The sequence below is a fragment of the Paracoccus sp. 22332 genome (genome assembly GCF_052045125.1).
GTDB lineage: Bacteria > Pseudomonadota > Alphaproteobacteria > Rhodobacterales > Rhodobacteraceae > Paracoccus > Paracoccus haematequi_A.
The window spans coordinates 1-18,496 of the sequence record NZ_JBQEOI010000052.1; the positions used below are offsets into that span (position 1 = coordinate 1).

Consider the following 18,496-nt stretch of genomic DNA (forward strand, 5'->3'; position numbering starts at 1 on the left):
AAGGAGAACAATCACGCCTTGACCACTGAATGACCGGAAATCCATAGTCAGAGGTGGCTCACTTCTCGATGGAAATGCCGGCTCAGTTCTGGGTGGAAATCAACACTCTGGTCCGTTGCGACCGCAACGAAGGCCAGCAGGTCGTTGATGTTCTCACGCATCCATTAATGCTCCAGGTGCATAGGTTCATGCCAATTACACCATCTAATCGAATGCGGCCATCTCGGCTAGGTATTGGGCATGCCCAAAGAGACACCTCTCGAGCTGCGAAGGCCTCAATCAATGGATGAAAAGTTTCAGAGATCCCGGCGCGAAGCCTTTCAGGTTCTGATTGCCGCAGCCGCTGGGCTTTCTTTTGCCAGCAGCCCCGTGACTGCCCAGACTCTCGGACGGTCGAACCAGCTCGTGGCCTACCTGACCCGGAGCGGCAACACGCGGGTGGTTGCGGAAGCTCTCAGCCGGAACGTCGGAGCCGATCTCTTCGAGATCCGAACGGCGGAGCCGTACCCGGTCGACTACGAGGCGCATGTCGACCTCGCGCAGCGCCAGCGCGACGCTGAAGCGACACCGCGCCTGGCGGAAGGCGTTTCGGACATGGCTCGATACGAGACCGTCTTTCTCGGTTTCCCGATCTGGGGCGGCGCACTTCCAGCACCCATTCGAACATTCGTGGCCACCCACGACCTCGCGGGGAAGATCCTCGTACCGTTCATCACCCACGGCGGCTACGGCACAGGAAGCGCGCCCGAGACTCTGGCCGCGATCGCCGCCGATGCGCAGATCCTCCAACCGTTCATCCAGGAGTGCGATGCCGAGCGCGACACGCTCCGCCAGATCAGCACCTGGCTGGCGGATATCGATCAAGAACTCTGAACGTCAGAAAGAGAGCCTGCCTTGTCCACATCCATGATAACTTTGAACAACGGGGTGGAAATGCCCGCCCTCGGGCTCGGTGTCTTCCAGAGCCCGCCTGCCGAGACGACCGCCGCGGTCGAAGAGGCGATCCGCGTCGGATACCGCCACATCGACACAGCCGCATCCTACGGTAACGAGAAAGAGGTCGGCGAAGGCATCCGCCGCTCCGGCATCGCCCGGAACCAGGTCTTCATCGAGACGAAGATCTGGATCAGCGACTACGGCTACAACGAGACGTTGCACGGGTTCGAGAAGAGCGCAGCCAAGCTCGGTGTCGAGCAAATCGACCTCTTGCTGCTGCACCAGCCGCTGCCGTCCGATTTCGACCGCACCATCAAGGCTTATCACGCGCTGGAGACCCTGCTTGCGGACGGTCGCGTGCGCGCGATCGGGATCAGCAACTTCATGCCCGAACACGTGGACCGCTTCCTGGCTGAGACCACGGTCGTTCCAGCCGTGAACCAGATCGAGGTGCATCCCTATTTCCAGCAGCAGGAGCTTCAGGGGCTCAATGCCCGGTACGGGATCCACACTCAGGCGTGGTCGCCGATCGGCGGGATCACCTTCTATCGCGGTGGCGGCCGAAGCACGCTCGAGGACCCGACAGTCCTCGGAATCGCGGCCCTGCACGGCAAATCCGCCGCGCAGGTGATGCTGCGCTGGCACCTGCAGGAAGGCCGCTCGGTGATCCCGAAGTCGGTCAAGGCCACCCGCATCGCCGAGAACTTCGACGTCTTCGACTTCGAACTGTCGGCCGATCAGGTCGCGGCGATCCATGCCCTCGACACGGGCAAGCGCGGCGGACCGGAGCCAGAGAGCATCACCCTCGCGAACTACGGCATGCCGATCCCCGAGGCGTGAGCTGGAGCCCGCACATCTCGTGACTTCGCGATCATGAACATCACCCGGACCGCGGTTCGGGTTTCTGGATAGCCGCCGAACACCCGCCTTGAGGGGCTGAAAGGAACGACATGGAAAACGTCAGCGGAAAGATCATCGCAATTACGGGCGGCAGCTCCGGTCTCGGCGCCGAGGCTGCCCGCCACCTCGTGAACGCTGGAGCCAGAGTCGTCCTCGGCGCGCGCCGGATGGATCGTCTAGAAGCGATCGCCGATGAGCTCGGCCGGGAACACGTCGCCGTTCGCAAGCTCGATGTCACCGATCGGGAGGACGTGAAGGCATTCGTCGATTTTGTCGTCGAGACTTTCGGCAGGGTCGATGTCCTGATCAACAATGCCGGCATCATGCCGCTTTCGCCGCTGGAGATGGGGCGGGTGGACGAATGGGATCAGGCAATCGACGTCAACATCAAGGGCGTGCTCTACGGCATCCATGCCGCGCTGCCCCACTTCAAGGCGCAGAAGGGCGGCCAGTTCATCAACGTCTCCTCCGTCGCGGGGCACCGGGTCGGGAAAGGCAACGCGGTCTACGCGGCCACCAAGCATTCGGTCCGGGTCATTTCCGAGGGCCTCCGCCAGGAGGTGAAGCCCTATAACATCCGCACCACGATCATCTCGCCCGGCGCAGTCGATACCGAGCTGCCCGCATCGGTGAAAGCACCCGGTGTCGCCGAAGGCATCGCAGACTTCTACGAGCACATGGCCATCCCGGCGTCCAGCTTCGCGCGTTGCGTCACTTTCGCCATCAGCCAGCCCGAGGAGGTGGACATCAACGAGATCCTGTTCCGCCCCACGGCGCAGGAACTCTGACCCGCCTGAAGGGCCGGCCGGTCCCAGCTCGGGAAGCGACAATGACAGGAGCAAGACGATGCAGACACGAGAACTCGGCCACAGCGGCCTGACCGTCTCGGCCCTCGGGATGGGCTGCATGGGCCTCAGTTTCGGCTACGGGCCGCCCATGAATCGCGATGCAGCCATCGCACTGATCCGCGCGGCGGTGGAGCGGGGCGTGACCTTCTTCGACACCGCCGAGGCTTACGGCCAGGGAGAGAACGAGGATCTGGTGGGCGAGGCGCTCGCGCCCCACAGGGGCGAGGTGGCAATCGCCACCAAGTTCGGCTTCCGCGACGGCGATCCGAAAGAGGGTATGGACAGCCGGCCCGAACGCATCCGCGCGGTTGCCGAGCGGTCGCTCAAGCTGCTCAAGGTGGACCGCCTCGATCTGTTCTTTCAGCACAGGGTGGACCCGGACGTGCCGATCGAGGACGTGGCCGGAACCGTGCGCGACCTGATCGCCGAGGGCAAGGTCGCCCATTTCGGCCTATCGGAAGCAGGAGTGGACACCATCCGCCGCGCCCACGCCGTCCAACCGGTCACTGCGCTTCAGAGCGAGTATTCGCTGTGGTGGCGCGAGCCCGAAGCGGCGATCCTGCCAACTCTTGAGGAGCTGGGCATCGGCTTTGTCCCGTTCAGCCCTCTCGGCAAGGGCTTCCTTACGGGCAAAATCGACGCCAGCACAACCTTCGGCGCGACCGACTTCCGCAACACTGTACCGCGCTTCTCGCCGGAGGCGCGGGCCGCCAATCAAGCGCTCGTCGACCGGGTGACCGCGATCGCGACCGCGAAGGGCGTCACGCCGGCGCAGATCGCCCTGGCCTGGCTCCTGGCGCAGAAACCTTGGATCGTGCCGATCCCCGGAACCACCAAGCTTCACCGGCTGGAGGAGAACCTCGGCGGCGCCCGGGTCGACCTGACCGACGCCGACCTGCGCGAGATCGGCGAGGCGCTGGCCGCGATCCCCGTACAGGGAGAGCGGTATTCCGGCCAATTGGCGAAGGCGATCAACCGGTAACCGCGAACGGCTGCCCACCGCTTCCTCGAAAGCGTGATGATCACACCGGTCTGCCTGGCGGACACGGCAGAAGGACTCAGCAAGCATGAAATCCCGCACCATCATCTCCGCCAGCCTTGCCCTGTGCGCAGCATTTGCATCGACCGGCGCGGCGAATGCCGAACCGAACAAAGTGACGTTCCCCGAAGATCTCGGAGCCTTGGAACTCTACACGACGGTCACCCGCGGCAACATCTTCGAGAACGTCTATACGTCGCGCGAAGCTCTGGACGCGATCCAGCAGGGCGAGGACCTGCCCAACGGCACACAGGTCGTTCTTGAGATATTCCGCGACGAGGAACTCTGGCGCCTCTTCGTCATGGAGAAGGGCGAGGGCTGGGGCGAGGAATACGATGAAGCCAGCCGCACCGGTGACTGGCAGTTCCAGTGGTACTGGCCGGATGGCACGATCAACATGGAGGAAAACACGGCGCGGTGCAGGTCCTGTCACATGTCCCGCGAAGACCGGAGCTACATGTTCACCTACAACGATGCGCGCCGGGCCGAATGACCCGGTTGCGATGGACCCGACCCGCACCTCGGCTGCTTCTCGATAGCGCGATCCTCGTTCTGCTGCTGGTGGCGTTCGCCTACTGGTGGCAGGGAAATCTCGCCCATGAGATCGTCGGCACGATATTCTTCGTGCTGTTGATCCGCCATCTCGTCAACAACGGACGATGGTGGTCCGCTGCCCGTCGCGGCCCCTACGACTTCCGCCGCGCGATGAGCCTGATCCTGACGCTGCTGCTTGCCGCTTCGATGGCGGTGCTGCTGCTCACCAGTCTTGCGATTTCGCAATCCCTCTTCGCGTTCCTACCGCAACCCGGCCTCTTCACGATGCGCGAGATGCACTGGTTCTCGGCCTACTGGATCATGGCGATCGTTGGGCTGCATCTCGGGCTGAACCTGGGACGGATCACGGGCCTGTTGCGCAGCATCGGCTGGATCACCGGTCGTACACGGGTCTGGGCAGTTCTTGGGGGGCTATGCGCCCTGGCCCTTGCCGTGCAGGGCTATCTCAGCGCGTCGGTTCTCGGGCTGTGGTCCCGGCTGTCGTTTCAGTACAGCCTGGCGATGTGGGATTTCAATGAAGCCGTTCTGCCCTTCTTCGGCCACTGGCTGGCAGTCATCGGTTTGTTCGCCGTGCTTGGCTACGTTTCTCTGCGCTTGGCCGCGCTCGCCCAGCCGGGGCGATGAGAGCGACCACGGTCAGTCCCTTGATTTCCACGCGTGGATTAATGCTTCAGATGCATAGGTTCATGCCAATTCCACCGTCTAATCGCAGTGATCCGCTTCGGCTACATTAGCAGTGTCCGAGGAGAGCCCGGATTCACGCCAGGCGCGTAGCCGAGGGGCCCCGCACTACCAACGAAAGGAAGCTCGACATGACGAACGAGAACAGAATTGATATCGGGCGCCGCAGCTTGCTGGCGGCGGCGGGAAGCCTTGCTGCAGCGCCGCTGCTGGTCGGCGGCATGACTTCCCCGGCCTCGGCTCAGGCAACGACGTCGGGCGCAGGCGCCGCCGCACAGGCGCGCGGCACGCGTATGCTGGGGACGCTGGAAGTTTCCAGCATGGGCATGGGCGTCCAGAATATGCACCGCACTTACACGACCCTGGTGCCTTACCGGCCCGAGATGCTGAACATTCTCCGGACGGCCTACGACAATGGCATCACCTTCTTCGACTGCGCCGAGGCCTATGGACCGCACGAGAATGAACGCATTCTCGGCGAGGCCATCGAGTCCTTCCGCGACGAGGTGGTGATTACGTCGAAGTTCGGCTGGAACATCGACCTTGAGACCGGCGAGCGCCTGCCCGGATTGAACAGCCGGCCGGAGCACGTCAAGCTGGCCGTTGAAGGCATGCTGGGGCGGCTGCGCACTGATCGCATCGACCTTCTATACCAGCACCGCGTCGATCCGGAGGTTCCGATCGAGGACGTCGCGGGCGCGATCCAGGACCTGATGGACGAAGGCAAGGTGCTGCACTGGGGCCTCTCGGAGATGGGGCTGGACACGTTGCGCCGTGCTCACGCAGCGCTGCCGGTCACTGCCGTCCAAAACGAGTACTCGATGCTGTGGCGCGGGCCGGAGGCAGAGGTCATCCCGACCTGCGAAGAGCTCGGCATCGGCTTCGTGCCGTGGAGCCCGCTCGGTGTGGGCTTCCTGACAGGCGCCATCGACGCCGCAACAGCGTTCGCCCCGGGCGACATCCGTGGCATCGAGTCCCGGTTTGCCGAGGAGAACCGGGTCCACAACCTGGCGCTCGTCGACCTGACGAAGACTTGGGCCGAGCGGAAGCAGGCGACGCCAGCACAGATCGCACTTGCCTGGCTAATGGCGCAGAAGCCGTGGATCGTGCCGATCCCCGGCACCACGCAGATGGCGCACATGCTCGACAACGCCGGCGCGACCGAGGTCAGCTTCACGGAGTCCGAGCTGGCCGAACTGAACGAGGCCGTGTCAGCCATCGACGTTCAGGGGCAGCGCCTGCCCGACGCGGTTCTCGCCTATTCCGACGTGGAGGCGCCGCCGAAGAACTGAGCGCGCAGAAATCCTACTCTGCGATGGGTTCCGCGGGGTGGGCGTAGTTGTGCCCACGATCACTGCGCGCCTGCTCCCCATCCCTCGTCAGGTTTGGCTCGGGATGGGCCCTCCCGCGATGTGACTCGATGCGCGGGACCCTGAAGACGAGGTTCGTTCCGATGTCGGAGAAATTCAATGTTCGCGCTTTCTTGCGCAGCGGTCTTGCGATGGTCGCCCTGATGCTCATGGCGCCTGCAACCGTCGCGCAGGGCAACGGCGGGGCGAACGTCGCGGGGACAGCGGCTGAGACGGCCGTCGAAGTGCCGCGCCTAAAAGCTGATAGCACGTTGGGCGATCTGCTCGACCACCCGTCCCTGGTGGGCTTTGCCGAGCACACCCTTCCGTGGCACGGGCGCGACTACGATCGCAGCCTGCCGCTTGACCGTGTCGGATCTCTGCTTCCCTATCACAGCGCGGTGGACATCGAGGCGGTTCTGGCCGGTCTCAACGTGCTGATCGAGAACGCCGCCCGCGGCGTCCCGGTCTTTCATGAGATCTACTCGGACAAGGAAAGACGAGCGAACCCGGATCTCCGCGAGACCGGGCTGTTCTTCTTTCCCGGGCAAGAAGAGGCGCCCTTCGCCATGATCGCGGCGGGCGGTGGCTTCTCCTATGTCGGCTCGGTCCACGAAGGCTTTCCCTACGCCGCCGAGATCAGCGCTCTCGGCTACAACGCCTTCGTGGTCGTCTACCGCACGGGCCAAGGGAGCCGCGCGGCGACCGAAGACATGGCCCGAGCAATCGACTACGTCCTGACCCATGCCGAGGAACTCGGCGTCGCACGCGATGACTATTCCGTCTGGGGCAGTTCCGCCGGTGCGCGCATGGCTGCGTATATCGGCTCGCACGGCATCGCGGCGTTCGGGGGCAGCGAGCATCCGGCTCCGGCGGCCGTCGTCATGGCCTATACCGGTCATTCCGACATCTCGGACGAGGAACCGCCCACCTTCGTCGTGGTCGGTGGGCGCGATCGCATTGCACCGCCGCAAGTAATGGAGCGTCGCATTGAGGAGCTGCGCGCAGCCGGGACCGAAGTCGAGTTTCATCTCTACGAGAATCTCGGACACGGCTTCGGCTCCGGAACCGGGACCGAAGCCGAAGGCTGGATTGGCGACGCGGTGGCATTCTGGGACCGGCATCACGCCCGGGATGAATGATGGGCGCCCCACGTTGCGGAGCGTGTGTTGCCCCGCCAGACATCCGCCCGCCTCATGGATCTATGTAGAGATATCAACAGCTTAGTGGTGGAGAAGGTTGGATATCAGGCCCATCCCCTCCGCCATTTTCCCAGTCACGATGTCCGTCTGACGGGCTTGGTCCTTGACCTGTTTTGACAAGTCGCCGGGGTGTGGAACCCTTTCGCGGATTGGCGGTTAAGCCCGACGGTCTCTTTATGCATCTTCCTGCAAAAGAATATCGACAAAGTTTTCAGAGCATTTTCCGCAAGGAGTTTGCCTAACCAGGCGCAGAATTATTGCCAAATCGTTAATCGGGGTTTCTAATCCATGAACCAGTTCCGGGAGGAGTACGCTCATGCCCTACGATTTCGCCTATAGGCAGCTGTTGACCCTGATTGCCGCGCGCAGCCAGCAATGGCTGCGCAACCGGATCGACCTGATGCCTCAGAGTTCGGTCCCTGAAGATCAGATCGACGATCTGGCGGAAATGGTGGTCGCGGCCCATATCTGCTCTGGCTTGAGGGGAACCCCGGCGCCGTTGCAGGCTTTTGTCCAAAGCCGATTTACCCCGGAATTTACAGATTTGTTTGTCGCCCGATTTCAAAGCGATATGACAAACGCCACCCATCCCGGCGGCGCCTTGCTGCGGTGCCTGCCGATCGATCAGCGCGAGGGGATCGCGCTGCCGGATACCCGATCCCTGGCGGACCGCCTTGCAGCAAGCGACACGCCCAACCCGGCCCTGTGGGCCGAGGTGGAGGCCGAACTGCGCCGCCCTATCCCCGAGGAACGGCTGAACGACCGCGCCATCGAATCCTATGCCGGGGTGCTGATGCTCGCATACAGGTTCGGGGCCGAGCGGCCGCGCTTTGCCAGCCTTCAGACCTATGGGGACGCCTTTGCGAACTGCCTTCGCTTTGCCGACTGGGCGCAGCGGAAGGGCAGGCTGGTGCCGCTGGCGCAGATGATCTTCTGCCTGTGCCTGATCGACCCCGACCATGACGTGACGCCGATGCTGGCCGAGGCCATTTCAAGCCAGCGGCCCGACGGGTCCTTTCCCGCGCGGATCGGCTTTGGAACCGCCGATCAGGATGGCGCGGCGCTGCGGCCGACGCTGGCGGTCCTTGTCGCGCTGCACATGGCGATCCATCGTCGCTGGCGCGCGCCGCGACCCACCATGCCGATGGCGGCCTAGAACAGCCCCTCGATCTGACCCAGATCGTTCAGACCGATGGTTTCGGCGGCAGGATGGCGGGGCAGGCCGGGCATGGTCATGATCTGTCCGCAGATCGCCACGACAAAGCCCGCACCGGCGTTCAGGCGAACCTCGCGGACGGGGATCACATGGCCTTCGGGCGCGCCGCGCAGGTCGGGGTCGGTGGAAAAGGAATATTGCGTCTTGGCGATGCAGACGGGCAGGGTGCCGTAACCGTCGGCCTCCCAGGCCTCCAGTTGCGCGCGGACGCCGGGCAGGGCCTCGACATGGGCGGCGCGGTGGATGCGGGTGCAGATCGTCTCGATCTTCTGCCAGAGGGGCATGGAGTCGGGGTAAAGCGTGTGGAAATCGGCCTTGCCGGTTTCAACCAGATCCACCACGCGGCGGGCCAGATCCTCGGCCCCCGCGCCGCCCCTGGCCCAGTGATCGCACAGGATCGCCGTGACGCCGTGGCGGGTGCAATAGTCCTGAAGCGCGGCAATCTCGGCCTGGGTGTCGCCGTCGAAATGGTTCAGCGCCACGACCAGCGGCACCCCGAAGCCGCGCAGGTTCTCGATATGGCGGCCCAGGTTGGCGTAGCCCCGGACGGCCGCGCCCACGTCCTCGATCCCCAGGTGGTCCTTGGCGACGCCGCCGTTCATCTTCAGCGCGCGGATGGTGGCGACCAGAACCACGGCGGCGGGGGACAGGCCGGCCAGGCGGCACTTGATGTCCAGGAACTTCTCGGCCCCCAGGTCGGCGCCGAAGCCCGCCTCGGTCACGACGTAATCGGACAGGCGCAGGGCGGTGTCGGTGGCGATGACGCTGTTGCAGCCATGGGCGATGTTGGCGAAGGGGCCGCCATGGACCAGGGCCGGGTTGTTTTCCAGCGTCTGCACCAGGTTCGGCTGCAAGGCGTCGCGCAGAAGGACGGTCATCGCCCCGTCGGCTTTCAGGTCGCGGGCGGTGACGGGGCGGCGGTCGTGGGTATAGGCCACCACGATCCGGCCCAGCCGGGCGTGCAGGTCGTCCAGGTCGCGCGCCAGACACAGGATCGCCANTCACCTCGGACGCGACGGTGATGTCGAAGCCGGTCTGGCGCGCGAAGCCGTTCGACATCCCGCCCAGCCCCACCACGATGTCACGCAGCGCGCGGTCGTTCATGTCCATCACCCGCCGCCAAGTGATCCGGCGCGTGTCGATCTGAAGCGTATTGCCCCAATAGATGTGGTTGTCGATCATCGCCGCCAGCAGGTTGTGGGCCGCCGTGATCGCGTGGAAATCGCCGGTGAAATGAAGGTTCATCTCCTCCATCGGGACGATCTGGGCGTGGCCGCCCCCCGCCGCGCCGCCCTTCATGCCGAAGTTCGGCCCCAGGCTCGCCTCGCGGATGCAGATCGTGGCGCGCTTGCCGATGCGGTTCAGCCCGTCGCCCAGACCCACGGTGGTGGTGGTCTTGCCCTCGCCTGCCGGGGTGGGGTTGATGGCCGTCACCAGCACCAGATGGCCCCGCGGGCGATCGGCCAGACGGGCCAGGGTGTCGTGCGAAATCTTGGCCTTGTCTGGGCCATAGCGCAGGATGTCGTCGTCGCCCAGGCCCAGCCGGTCGGCGATCTGGGCGATGGGCAGCTTGCGCGCGGCGCGGGCGATCTGGATGTCGGTCGTCATGCCGCCCCGGATGGCCCGGCCCGCCGCGCCTGTCAACAGGCAGGACGACCGCCCCGGACCAAAGGCCGGGGTCAGTCGTTGCGGGTCAGTTCGGCCCGGACGGCGGCGCGCAGGGCGGGCAGCAGATCGGCCTCGAACCAGGGATTGCGGCGCAGCCAGCCGGTGTTGCGCCAGGAGGGATGGGGCAGGGGAAAGACCCCCGGCGCGTGATCCCGCCAAGAGGCCACGGCGCCGGTCACGTCGCGCAGCCCAAGATGCCAGCGGATCGCGTGGCCACCCACCAGCAGCGTCAGGCGCGGGCGCAGGGCCGCCAGCACGCGGGCGCGCCAGGTCTGCGCGCAGATCGGTGGCGGCGGCAGGTCGGATCCGCGTGGGTCATAGCCCGGAAAGCAGAAGGCCATCGGCACGATGGCAATCCGGTCGCGGTCGTAGAAGACAGGCTCGGCCACGCCCATCCAGTCGCGCAAGCGGTCGCCGGATCGGTCGGTGAAGGGCCGCCCGCTGAGGTGGACGCGCATTCCCGGCGCCTGGCCCACCACCAGGATGCGCGCCTGGGGCCGGAACCAGGTGACCGGGCGGGGTTCATGCGCCGTGGCGGTCGCCGCGAAGCGCGGCGCGCACAGGCGGCAGTCCTGAATGGATCGTTCCAAGGGCGACATGACGAAGAGATAGTGAAAATCTGCCGCGAATGAAGTGCGTCAAATCTTTGTTGTAAGAGTATCGCAAAACGCGAAAACTGGACAGCGCGGTCGCCGGACCGTAAGCGTGGCGGGCGTCGGCAGGACGTCTCGCGGGGGCGGAAGGGGCAGATGCTGGAATTCGAAAACGTCTCGAAGTCCTTCTGGACCGGAACGCGGCGCAAGGTGATCCTGGACCGGGCATCCTTTCGGGTCGAACCGGGCAACTCGCTGGGCATCCTGGCGCCGAACGGCACCGGCAAGACCACGCTGATCAACATGATGTGCGGGCTGGAAAAACCCGATGAAGGCGCGATCCGGCGCGGCTGCCGGATCTCGTTCCCGCTGGGCTTCATGGGCGGCGTGGTCGCCAAGCATTCGGCCAATGAAAACGCCCGCTATATCGCCCGGATCTATGGGCTGGATCCCGACTATGTGTCGGCCTTCACGCGCTGGCTGACGGATATCGACGAATATTTCGACCGGCCGGTCGGCACCTATTCCGCCGGGATGCGGCAGCGGTTCACCTTTTCGCTGCTGCTGGCGCTGGAATTCGACATCTACCTCATCGACGAGGGGATGCCGCGGACGACGGATGTCGAATTCAACCGCAAGGCGGGCGCGGTGCTGTATGACCGGCTGAAGTCCGCGACCGTCGTGATCGTGTCGCACCAGCCCGCCACGATCGAGAAATTCTGCCGGTCGGCCGCCATCCTGCGGGACGGCCGGCTTTATCAGTTCGAATCCCTTGCCGAGGCGACGCAGTATCATGACCACACCGCCTAAGGTCCGCCGCTATCACGCCTCGGCCGCCGAATCGGTCCGCCCGGCCGAAGGGGATGGCCCGTCCTCGGCGTCAGGCGCGGACATCCGCATCACCGTGCGCAAGCGGCCGGTTGGGGCGGACAGCGCGGCCGGGGACGACGAACGCGACCGCTTCATGCGCACCGATCCGGTGGATGACGGCCTGCCGCATGTCGCGCCCGCCCCGGCCCAAGGCGATGTGGACGCGCAGCTTGCCCTGATCCGCAGGGAAAACCTGTCCGAACGCCAGCTGCGCATCGCCCGCCGCATCGCCACGCTGCACCAGATCGAGGTCGGATCGGACGAGGAAGCCGTGCTGCGCCTGCGCCAACGCGGCATCGATCCGTCCCATCGCGCCGCCCTCAGCCAGATCCTCTCCAGCGAGGGAAGCCGCGCGCAGGCCCAGCCCGCGGCGAACACGCCTGCGATCATGCCGCGCAATCAGGCGGCCCCGGTGGCGTGGCCCGGCAACCCCTCTGCCGCGCCGCGTCCCGACCTGCCCAGCCGCGAAGCCCTGACCGAGGAAAAGCGCGCGGCCCAGATTTTCCGCATCCAGCAGGACATCGCCCGGCGCAGGCGGCGGCGGATGGTCATGCTGGCCCTGCGCCTTCAGGCCTTGGTGATCCTGCCGACCGCCGTGGCGGGCTGGTATTACTTCAGCTTCGCGACCCCCCTTTACGCCACCAACTCGCAGTTCCGCATCCAGTCGGCGGAAGGCCAGGGGGCGGGGGGCGCCGCTGGGCTGGGCGGCCTGCTGGGCGGATCGCAACTGGCGACGAACACCGATTCGGTGGCGGTCCAAAGCTATCTGACATCGCGCGACGCGATGCTGCGGCTGGATGGCGACAAGGGCTTCCGGCGCGCGTTCCAGGATCCCGCCATCGACCCGATCAAGCGGCTGGCCCCCGATGCCACGAACGAGGCGACGTTCGACCTGTACAGGAAATCGGTCAAGATCGGCTATGATCCGACCGAAGGCATGATCGACATGGAGGTGATCGCCCCGGATCCCCGCCAGAGCCAGGACTTTTCCCTGGCCCTGATCGCCTATGCCGAAGAACAGGTGGACCAGATGACCTCGCGGCTGCGCGACGACCAGATGGAAGGCGCCATCGCCATCTATCGCGATGCCGAGGCCAAGGCGCTGGCCGCCCAACGCCGCGTGCAGGAATTGCAGCAGACGTTGGGCGTTCTGGACCCGGTCGCCGAAGGCACGGTGGTGATGAACCAGATCTCGGGGCTTGAGACGCAGCTGGCGGCAAAGCGGCTGGAACTGGGCCAGTTGCTGTCGAACCCGCAGCCCCTGCCAAGCCGCGTGGCCGCGCTGCGCGGCGATATCGCCCGGCTTGAGGAGATGATCGCCCAGACCCGCCAGCAACTGACCCAGGGGGGCGAGAACCGCAATTCCCTGGCACTGATCTCGGGCGAATTGCGCATCGCGGAAAGCGAATTGCTGACGCGCCAGGAACTGCTGGCCACCGCCGCCACACAGATGGAGGCCGCCCGGATCGAGGCGAACAAGCAGGTCCGTTACCTGTCGCTGTCGGTCGCCCCCGTCGCCCCGGACGAGGCGACCTATCCCAAGGCATTCCAGAATACCCTGGTGGCCTTTCTGATCTTTTCGGGTATCTATCTGATGCTGTCGCTGACGGCGTCCATCCTTCGCGAACAGGTATCCGCATGACCCAAGCCAAGCATATCCGCATCCGCGACCTGTCCTGCGGCAACGATCTGCCGCTGGTGGTGATCGCCGGTCCCTGCCAGCTGGAAACGCTGGACCATGCGCTGATGATCGGCGAACGGATGGCCGAAGCCTGCGCGCGCGCCGGGGCGGGCTATGTCTTCAAGGCCAGCTACGACAAGGCCAACCGCACGTCGTTGTCCGGGCGCCGCGGCGTGGGCATCGACGAGGGGCTGGAGATTCTGGCCACCGTCCGCGAACGGCTGGGCTGCCCGGTGCTGACGGATGTGCATGATGCCGAACAGGTGGTGCGGGCGGCGAAGATCGTGGACGTGATCCAGATCCCGGCCTTCCTGTCGCGCCAGACCGACCTGCTGCTGGCGGCGGGCAAGACCGGCGCGGTCGTCAACATCAAGAAGGGCCAGTTCCTGGCCCCCTGGGACATGGCGAATGTCGCGGACAAGGTGGCCTCGACCGGGAACGGCAATATCCTGCTGACCGAACGCGGGGTCAGCTTCGGCTACAACACCCTGGTCGCCGACATGCGGTCGCTGCCGATCATGGCGCGCACCGGCTATCCGGTGATCATGGACGCCACCCATTCGGTGCAGCAGCCGGGCGGGCAGGGCGGATCGTCGGGCGGGCAGCGCGAATTCGCGCCAGTCATGGCCCGTGCTGCGGTGGCCCTGGGCGTGGCGGGCGTGTTTATCGAAACGCACGAGGATCCCGATTGCGCGCCTTCGGACGGGCCGAACATGGTTCCGCTGGACCGGATGCCCGCCCTGGTGGAATCGCTGATGGCCTTCGACCGGCTGGCCAAGGCCGACCCGGTGATGGGCTAGGTCACCGACTCGTAACCTCGGAGTGTGATGCGGATAGCGGCGAGGTGGACAGAGGCGAGGAAACTGGCGTCTGTCTTGTCGTAGCGGGTGGCGACTGCCCGGAAGTGTTTGAGCTTGTTGAAGAACCGTTCCACGACATTGCGCTTGCGATAGAGTGTCCGATCGAAGGCCGGGATCCTCTTGCGGCCCGGCATCGGCTTGATGTTGGCCACCGCGCCCCGCGCCCGCAGGGGGTCGCGCAGATAGTCTGCGTCATAGCCGCGATCCGCCAGCAGCACTTGGCCGGATCCCACCGTCGCCAGCATGTCCATCGCCGAACGCCCGTCATGGGCCTGTCCGGCCGTCAGCTTCAGCAGGATCGGGCGGCCGGCGGCATCCACCAGGGCATGGATCTTCGTCGTCAGCCCGCCGCGCGAGCGACCCATGCAATCGGATCGCCCCCCTTTTTCGGCCCGTTGGCCGCATGCTGATGAACCCGGATCGAAGAGGAGTCGATCATCTGGATATCGCCATCGTAAGCCTCTGACACAGCTTGTAGAATGCGCGCCCAATGTCCGGCTTTCCGCCAGCGGTTGAAGCGGTTCACGCAGGTCGTATAGGGCCCGTAACGTGCCGGAATGTCGGCCCAGGGCGCACCCTCCGCAGCCGCCAAAAGATGCCGTTCAGAACCTTTCGGTCGTCGGCACGCTTCACCCCCCGCACCTTCGTCGGCAGCAGAGGCTGGATCACCGCCCATTCGAAATCCGTCAGATCGAAACGTGCCATGACCACCTCCCCAATCGCGGGAAGTGAAGCACAACCCTCCCCAATCGGGAATCCCATTTATGGGTAGGTGACCTAGTCCGCGCGGCCTGCGGCATCGGCCGAGGCCCAGGCCCACTGGAAATTGTATCCGCCCAGCCACCCGGTCACATCGACGCATTCGCCGATGAAGAACAGCCCCGGCACCTTGCGGGCCTGCATCGTGCGCGCGTCCAGATCGCGCGTGTCGATGCCGCCTACAGTCACCTCGGCCGTGCGATAGCCCTCGGTGCCGACGGGGCGGACCTGCCAGCGGTTCACCCGCGCCCCCAGGGCATCCAGCCGCGCGTTCGGCTGGTCGGCCAGCCGCGCCTGCGCCAGGCCCATCTCCTCGCAGATCGCGGCCGCCAGACGGGCGGGCAGGGCATTGCCCAGCACGGACGCGACACCGGCGCGCCCCGCCCGCGTTCGTTCGGCCTTCAGATCGGCGGCGATGTCGCGTCCGGGCGCCAGGTCGATCTGCAAGGTCTCTCCGGGGTTCCAGAAGCTGGAGATTTGCAGGATCACCGGCCCGCTGAGACCGCGATGCGTGAACAGCAGCGCATCGCGGAACCGCCCGTCCTTGCGAATCTCGGCCTCGACCGAGACGCCGGCCAGCGGGCGGCACAGCGCCAGTTCCTGTTCGGCGAAGGTCAGCGGAACCAGGCCCGCGCGTGTGTCCACCAGCCGCAGCCCGAATTGCGCCCCGAGGTCATAGGCGATGCCCGTCGCGCCGATCTTGGGGATCGACTTGCCCCCCGTCGCCACCACCAGCCGCGCCGTGCGGATCGCCCCGCCCGCGGTTTCCACCACGAACCCGGTCCCGTCATGGCGGACCGATCGCGGCGCCGATCGCATCCGCAGATCGGCGCCGGGCATACGGTCCAGCAGCATCCGCGTGATCTGCGCGGCCTTGCCGTCGCAGAAAAGCTGCCCTTGGGTCTTTTCGTGCCAGGCGATTCCGGCCCGGTCCACCAGCCGCACGAAATCCGCCGCCGTGAAGCGCGCCAGAGCACTGGCCGCAAAGCGCGGGTTCTTGGACAGGAACCGATCCGCCGCGGTGGCGAGGTTGGTGAAATTGCACCGCCCACCGCCCGATATGCGGATCTTCTCGCCGGGCTGGGCGGCGTGATCCAGGACCATCACGCGCCGCCCCGGCCGCAGGGCCGAGCCCGCGCAGAACAATCCCGCCGCGCCCGCGCCCAATATCAGAAGATCCACCTGTTCCATCCGGACGGCATAAAACGGCGTGGCACGGGGCACAAGATTTGCGATTTTCGACTTGCACCCCCCCGCGCCCTTGGCTATTCACCCTCCCACAGTTGGGGCGTGGCCAAGTGGTAAGGCATCGGTTTTTGGTACCGTGTACCGTAGGTTCGAATCCTACCGCCCCAGCCAACATCATCCAAGTTCTTGAAAACTTTACCTGAAGAGGCCGCGAGGCAGTCAAACGGACTCATGTCCTCCATGATTGGCCATCAATGGTGCTGCGCCCAACCGTAAGGGGGCTTAAAGGTGGGCATCGTTAACTTCGTCTTTCGACGTGGCGCGATCTACACATGGCGACGCAGAATCCCGGCCAGGGTGCCATGCGACGGAATTCATCTTCAGATCAGCCTTGGCACGGCTTGCCCGTGTACAGCGCGACGCTTGGGCGGCATCGTAACCTTCGAAAGTGAACAGGTGTTCGAGGCAATGGCGCTGGACGGATTGACGCGGGAGGCCGCGCGGAAATGGCTTGAGCGTGTGGTTCGGGAGGAGCTTGAGCGCATCGACCGTCGCAATCGAGCGCAGTCGGATAGCCGTGAGACAGGTTATGCCCGAACCAATGCCGCCGAAGATCGTGCGCTGGGGCATGCCTTGCGACTTCTTGCCCGCGACGGGATCAGTGCCGATCTCGGTGAAGTAGAACGCGCGGAGATCGTAGCTGACGGTGTTCCGGCGCAGGACCTCCCGAAGATCGACAACTACCTTTAGCAAGCCGCAGGCGAAGCTCTGAGCGAGGCTGTAGAGACGAATATCACACGCGGCGCCGCAGAGCTTGCGGGCCTCCCAGGGCTGAACGTCCATCAGTTCTGGACTCGCGGCAGATCTACCTCCGTGGACGCGCGGCAGCCTATCTCAATGCCAGCCCTCGAACTGATCCAAAGCTGACAGAGGCGCTCGATCTCGCCGAAGCCCTCATAGGAAAAACTGTCAGCGCGACTCCGGCTGCCTCTCAGATCAGTGAATCACTGCCAGAGGAGAGCCGGCCTACGACCCAGCGATTTCTGCAGTCGCTGATCGGCTGGCCTCCAAGAAGGAAGCGCGGGGCAAGGCAACCGATACGACCGCCTACCAGATCAGAAACACGGCGGCTCTGCTTGTCGAGGCAACTGCGGTCAGCGATATCCGCAGGCTGCGGCAGGCTGACCTTGCTCGCTTTTGCGATACCATGGCCCAACTGCCGTCGACATATCGCAAAAGTTCGAAAGAGAAGAGCATGCCACTGTCGGAGATTATCGCCGCAGCGACCGCGCGTGAGGCGGAGGTTGGACTTGCTCCGGCGACAGTGAACAGGAACCTCGGCTTCATCGGGCAGATGCTGAAGCAGGCAAGGTCTGACGGTATCGCTCTCGACCCTTGCTGGACATCAGCGACTTGCGGGACACTGACGACGAGGACGAACAGGAAAAAGTCCCCCCTTTCACGCGGGACGACGTTGCCGCCATCTTCAATGGGGCAATCTGGCATGGCAGCGCCAGCACTAGCAGCCGAACCAAGGCAGGGGAGATTATTGTTCGCGATGGCCTATTCTGGATCCCGCTCATTGCCGCTTACTCCGGCGCCCGCCGCGAGGAGATTGCAGGCCTTCTGTGTGACGAGATCATTCAGGAGGAGGGGGTGCGGGCATTCAGCATCAAGAACAACAAGCTTCGCCGGATCAAGAACAAGCAGTCGCGCAAGGTCCCAATCCACGAACACCTCATCGAGATGGGCTTTCTTGCCCATGTCCAAGCTCTGGCGAACGGGCCGGTATTCCCAGTGACGTTGCCCCCGACTTTTATCCAGCGTGAGCGAGACTCCGGGCTTGAGTTTTGCCCATTCGGGCGAGTTGAGCAACGGGGGCTGGTGCGGAGCCTTGCAGGTTGCGCAGCGCCAAGCCCCGTTGCAGGGCGAAGGTTTGGGCAAACTCGGCTGGGGTCTGCCAGCCGAGACGGGAGTGGTGCCGTTCAGTGTTATAGTCCGTGCGCCAGGCGGCCAGCGTGACGCGGACATGGTGCAGGGACGGGAACAGGGTCTCGTTCAATAGCTCGTCGCGCAGGCGACCGTTGAAGCTCTCGATGAAGGCGTTCTGTGTCGGCTTTCCTGGCGCGATGTAGTGCCAGTCGATCTTGC

The 18,496-nt window shown here is 64.9% G+C and carries 17 protein-coding genes, 1 tRNA gene and 2 pseudogenes; 14 read left to right on the forward strand and 6 right to left on the reverse strand.

Annotation, left to right across the window (positions count from 1 at the left end; translation table 11 throughout):
• The first annotated feature begins 282 nt into the window (after window positions 1–282).
• The 9 genes from ACTJI6_RS21450 (at window position 283) to ACTJI6_RS21490 (ending at window position 8,666) form a co-directional block, all read left to right on the forward strand.
• On the forward strand, window positions 283–873 hold the full coding sequence (locus tag ACTJI6_RS21450; protein WP_440803543.1) for a flavodoxin: 591 nt from the start codon (window positions 283–285) through the stop codon (window positions 871–873).
• Window positions 874–894: 21 nt separating this feature from the next.
• The gene (locus tag ACTJI6_RS21455; protein ID WP_440803546.1) at window positions 895–1,776 is read left to right on the forward strand and encodes an aldo/keto reductase; all 882 of its coding nucleotides are present in this window, start codon (window positions 895–897) and stop codon (window positions 1,774–1,776) included.
• 110 nt (window positions 1,777–1,886) lie between these two features.
• Complete coding sequence (locus tag ACTJI6_RS21460; RefSeq protein ID WP_440803548.1) at window positions 1,887–2,624, forward strand: SDR family oxidoreductase; 738 nt, start codon at window positions 1,887–1,889, stop codon at window positions 2,622–2,624.
• A gap of 58 nt (window positions 2,625–2,682) precedes the next feature.
• Window positions 2,683–3,666: an aldo/keto reductase gene (locus ACTJI6_RS21465; RefSeq protein ID WP_440803551.1), complete on the forward strand. Its 984-nt coding sequence runs from the start codon at window positions 2,683–2,685 to the stop codon at window positions 3,664–3,666.
• Window positions 3,667–3,751: 85 nt separating this feature from the next.
• A complete protein-coding gene (locus tag ACTJI6_RS21470) occupies window positions 3,752–4,216 on the forward strand; it encodes a cytochrome P460 family protein (protein WP_440803553.1) in 465 nt (154 codons plus the stop codon).
• On the forward strand, window positions 4,213–4,902 hold the full coding sequence (locus ACTJI6_RS21475) for a DUF4405 domain-containing protein (protein WP_440803555.1): 690 nt from the start codon (window positions 4,213–4,215) through the stop codon (window positions 4,900–4,902). Before ACTJI6_RS21470 ends, ACTJI6_RS21475 begins: the two co-directional genes overlap by 4 nt.
• Before the next feature lie 188 nt (window positions 4,903–5,090).
• Window positions 5,091–6,251, forward strand: a complete 1,161-nt coding sequence (locus ACTJI6_RS21480; protein ID WP_440803557.1) for an aldo/keto reductase — start codon at window positions 5,091–5,093, stop codon at window positions 6,249–6,251.
• Between the two features lie 161 nt (window positions 6,252–6,412).
• Window positions 6,413–7,450 carry an alpha/beta hydrolase gene (locus ACTJI6_RS21485; protein WP_440803559.1) on the forward strand — a complete coding sequence of 346 codons (1,038 nt, stop codon included), beginning with the start codon at window positions 6,413–6,415 and terminating at the stop codon, window positions 7,448–7,450.
• Between the two features lie 376 nt (window positions 7,451–7,826).
• On the forward strand, window positions 7,827–8,666 hold the full coding sequence (locus ACTJI6_RS21490; protein WP_440803561.1) for a hypothetical protein: 840 nt from the start codon (window positions 7,827–7,829) through the stop codon (window positions 8,664–8,666).
• Here the strand turns inward: ACTJI6_RS21490 and ACTJI6_RS21495 are convergent.
• Together ACTJI6_RS21495 and ACTJI6_RS21500 are read right to left on the reverse strand one after the other, a co-directional pair.
• A pseudogene (locus tag ACTJI6_RS21495) lies at window positions 8,663–10,334 on the reverse strand (formate--tetrahydrofolate ligase). The gene ACTJI6_RS21490 and the pseudogene ACTJI6_RS21495 overlap by 4 nt on opposite strands.
• 71 nt (window positions 10,335–10,405) lie before the next feature.
• Window positions 10,406–10,993, reverse strand: coding sequence for a uracil-DNA glycosylase family protein (locus ACTJI6_RS21500; protein WP_440803563.1), 588 nt, complete (start codon window positions 10,991–10,993; stop codon window positions 10,406–10,408).
• A gap of 150 nt (window positions 10,994–11,143) precedes the next feature.
• Between ACTJI6_RS21500 and ACTJI6_RS21505 the strand changes: the two genes are divergently transcribed.
• The 3 genes from ACTJI6_RS21505 to kdsA are packed head-to-tail and all read left to right on the forward strand — an operon-like array spanning window position 11,144 to window position 14,338.
• Window positions 11,144–11,797: an ABC transporter ATP-binding protein gene (locus ACTJI6_RS21505; protein WP_440803566.1), complete on the forward strand. Its 654-nt coding sequence runs from the start codon at window positions 11,144–11,146 to the stop codon at window positions 11,795–11,797.
• Window positions 11,781–13,499: a capsule biosynthesis protein gene (locus ACTJI6_RS21510; RefSeq protein WP_440803568.1), complete on the forward strand. Its 1,719-nt coding sequence runs from the start codon at window positions 11,781–11,783 to the stop codon at window positions 13,497–13,499. Before ACTJI6_RS21505 ends, ACTJI6_RS21510 begins: the two co-directional genes overlap by 17 nt.
• Window positions 13,496–14,338 (forward strand): 3-deoxy-8-phosphooctulonate synthase, encoded by an 843-nt coding sequence (gene kdsA / locus ACTJI6_RS21515; RefSeq protein ID WP_440803570.1) that lies wholly within the window; start codon window positions 13,496–13,498, stop codon window positions 14,336–14,338. Before ACTJI6_RS21510 ends, kdsA begins: the two co-directional genes overlap by 4 nt.
• Here kdsA and ACTJI6_RS21520 read toward each other — a convergent pair.
• Together ACTJI6_RS21520 and ACTJI6_RS21525 are read right to left on the reverse strand one after the other, a co-directional pair.
• Window positions 14,335–15,103 (reverse strand): annotated as a pseudogene (locus ACTJI6_RS21520) (IS5 family transposase). The gene kdsA and the pseudogene ACTJI6_RS21520 sit on opposite strands and share 4 nt — an antisense overlap.
• 72 nt (window positions 15,104–15,175) lie before the next feature.
• Complete coding sequence (locus ACTJI6_RS21525) at window positions 15,176–16,348, reverse strand: NAD(P)/FAD-dependent oxidoreductase (protein ID WP_440803572.1); 1,173 nt, start codon at window positions 16,346–16,348, stop codon at window positions 15,176–15,178.
• 93 nt (window positions 16,349–16,441) lie between these two features.
• Between ACTJI6_RS21525 and ACTJI6_RS21530 the strand changes: the two genes are divergently transcribed.
• Together ACTJI6_RS21530 and ACTJI6_RS21535 are read left to right on the forward strand one after the other, a co-directional pair.
• Window positions 16,442–16,516 (forward strand) — tRNA-Gln (locus ACTJI6_RS21530).
• Window positions 16,517–16,702: 186 nt separating this feature from the next.
• Complete coding sequence (locus tag ACTJI6_RS21535) at window positions 16,703–17,095, forward strand: hypothetical protein (RefSeq protein ID WP_440803577.1); 393 nt, start codon at window positions 16,703–16,705, stop codon at window positions 17,093–17,095.
• A gap of 813 nt (window positions 17,096–17,908) precedes the next feature.
• Here ACTJI6_RS21535 and ACTJI6_RS21540 read toward each other — a convergent pair.
• The gene (locus ACTJI6_RS21540; RefSeq protein ID WP_440803575.1) at window positions 17,909–18,109 is read right to left on the reverse strand and encodes a hypothetical protein; all 201 of its coding nucleotides are present in this window, start codon (window positions 18,107–18,109) and stop codon (window positions 17,909–17,911) included.
• A 52-nt stretch (window positions 18,110–18,161) separates the two neighbouring features.
• Window positions 18,162–18,496 (reverse strand): integrase core domain-containing protein (locus tag ACTJI6_RS21545; RefSeq protein WP_440799152.1); only part of this gene is annotated, 335 nt, incomplete at its 5' end.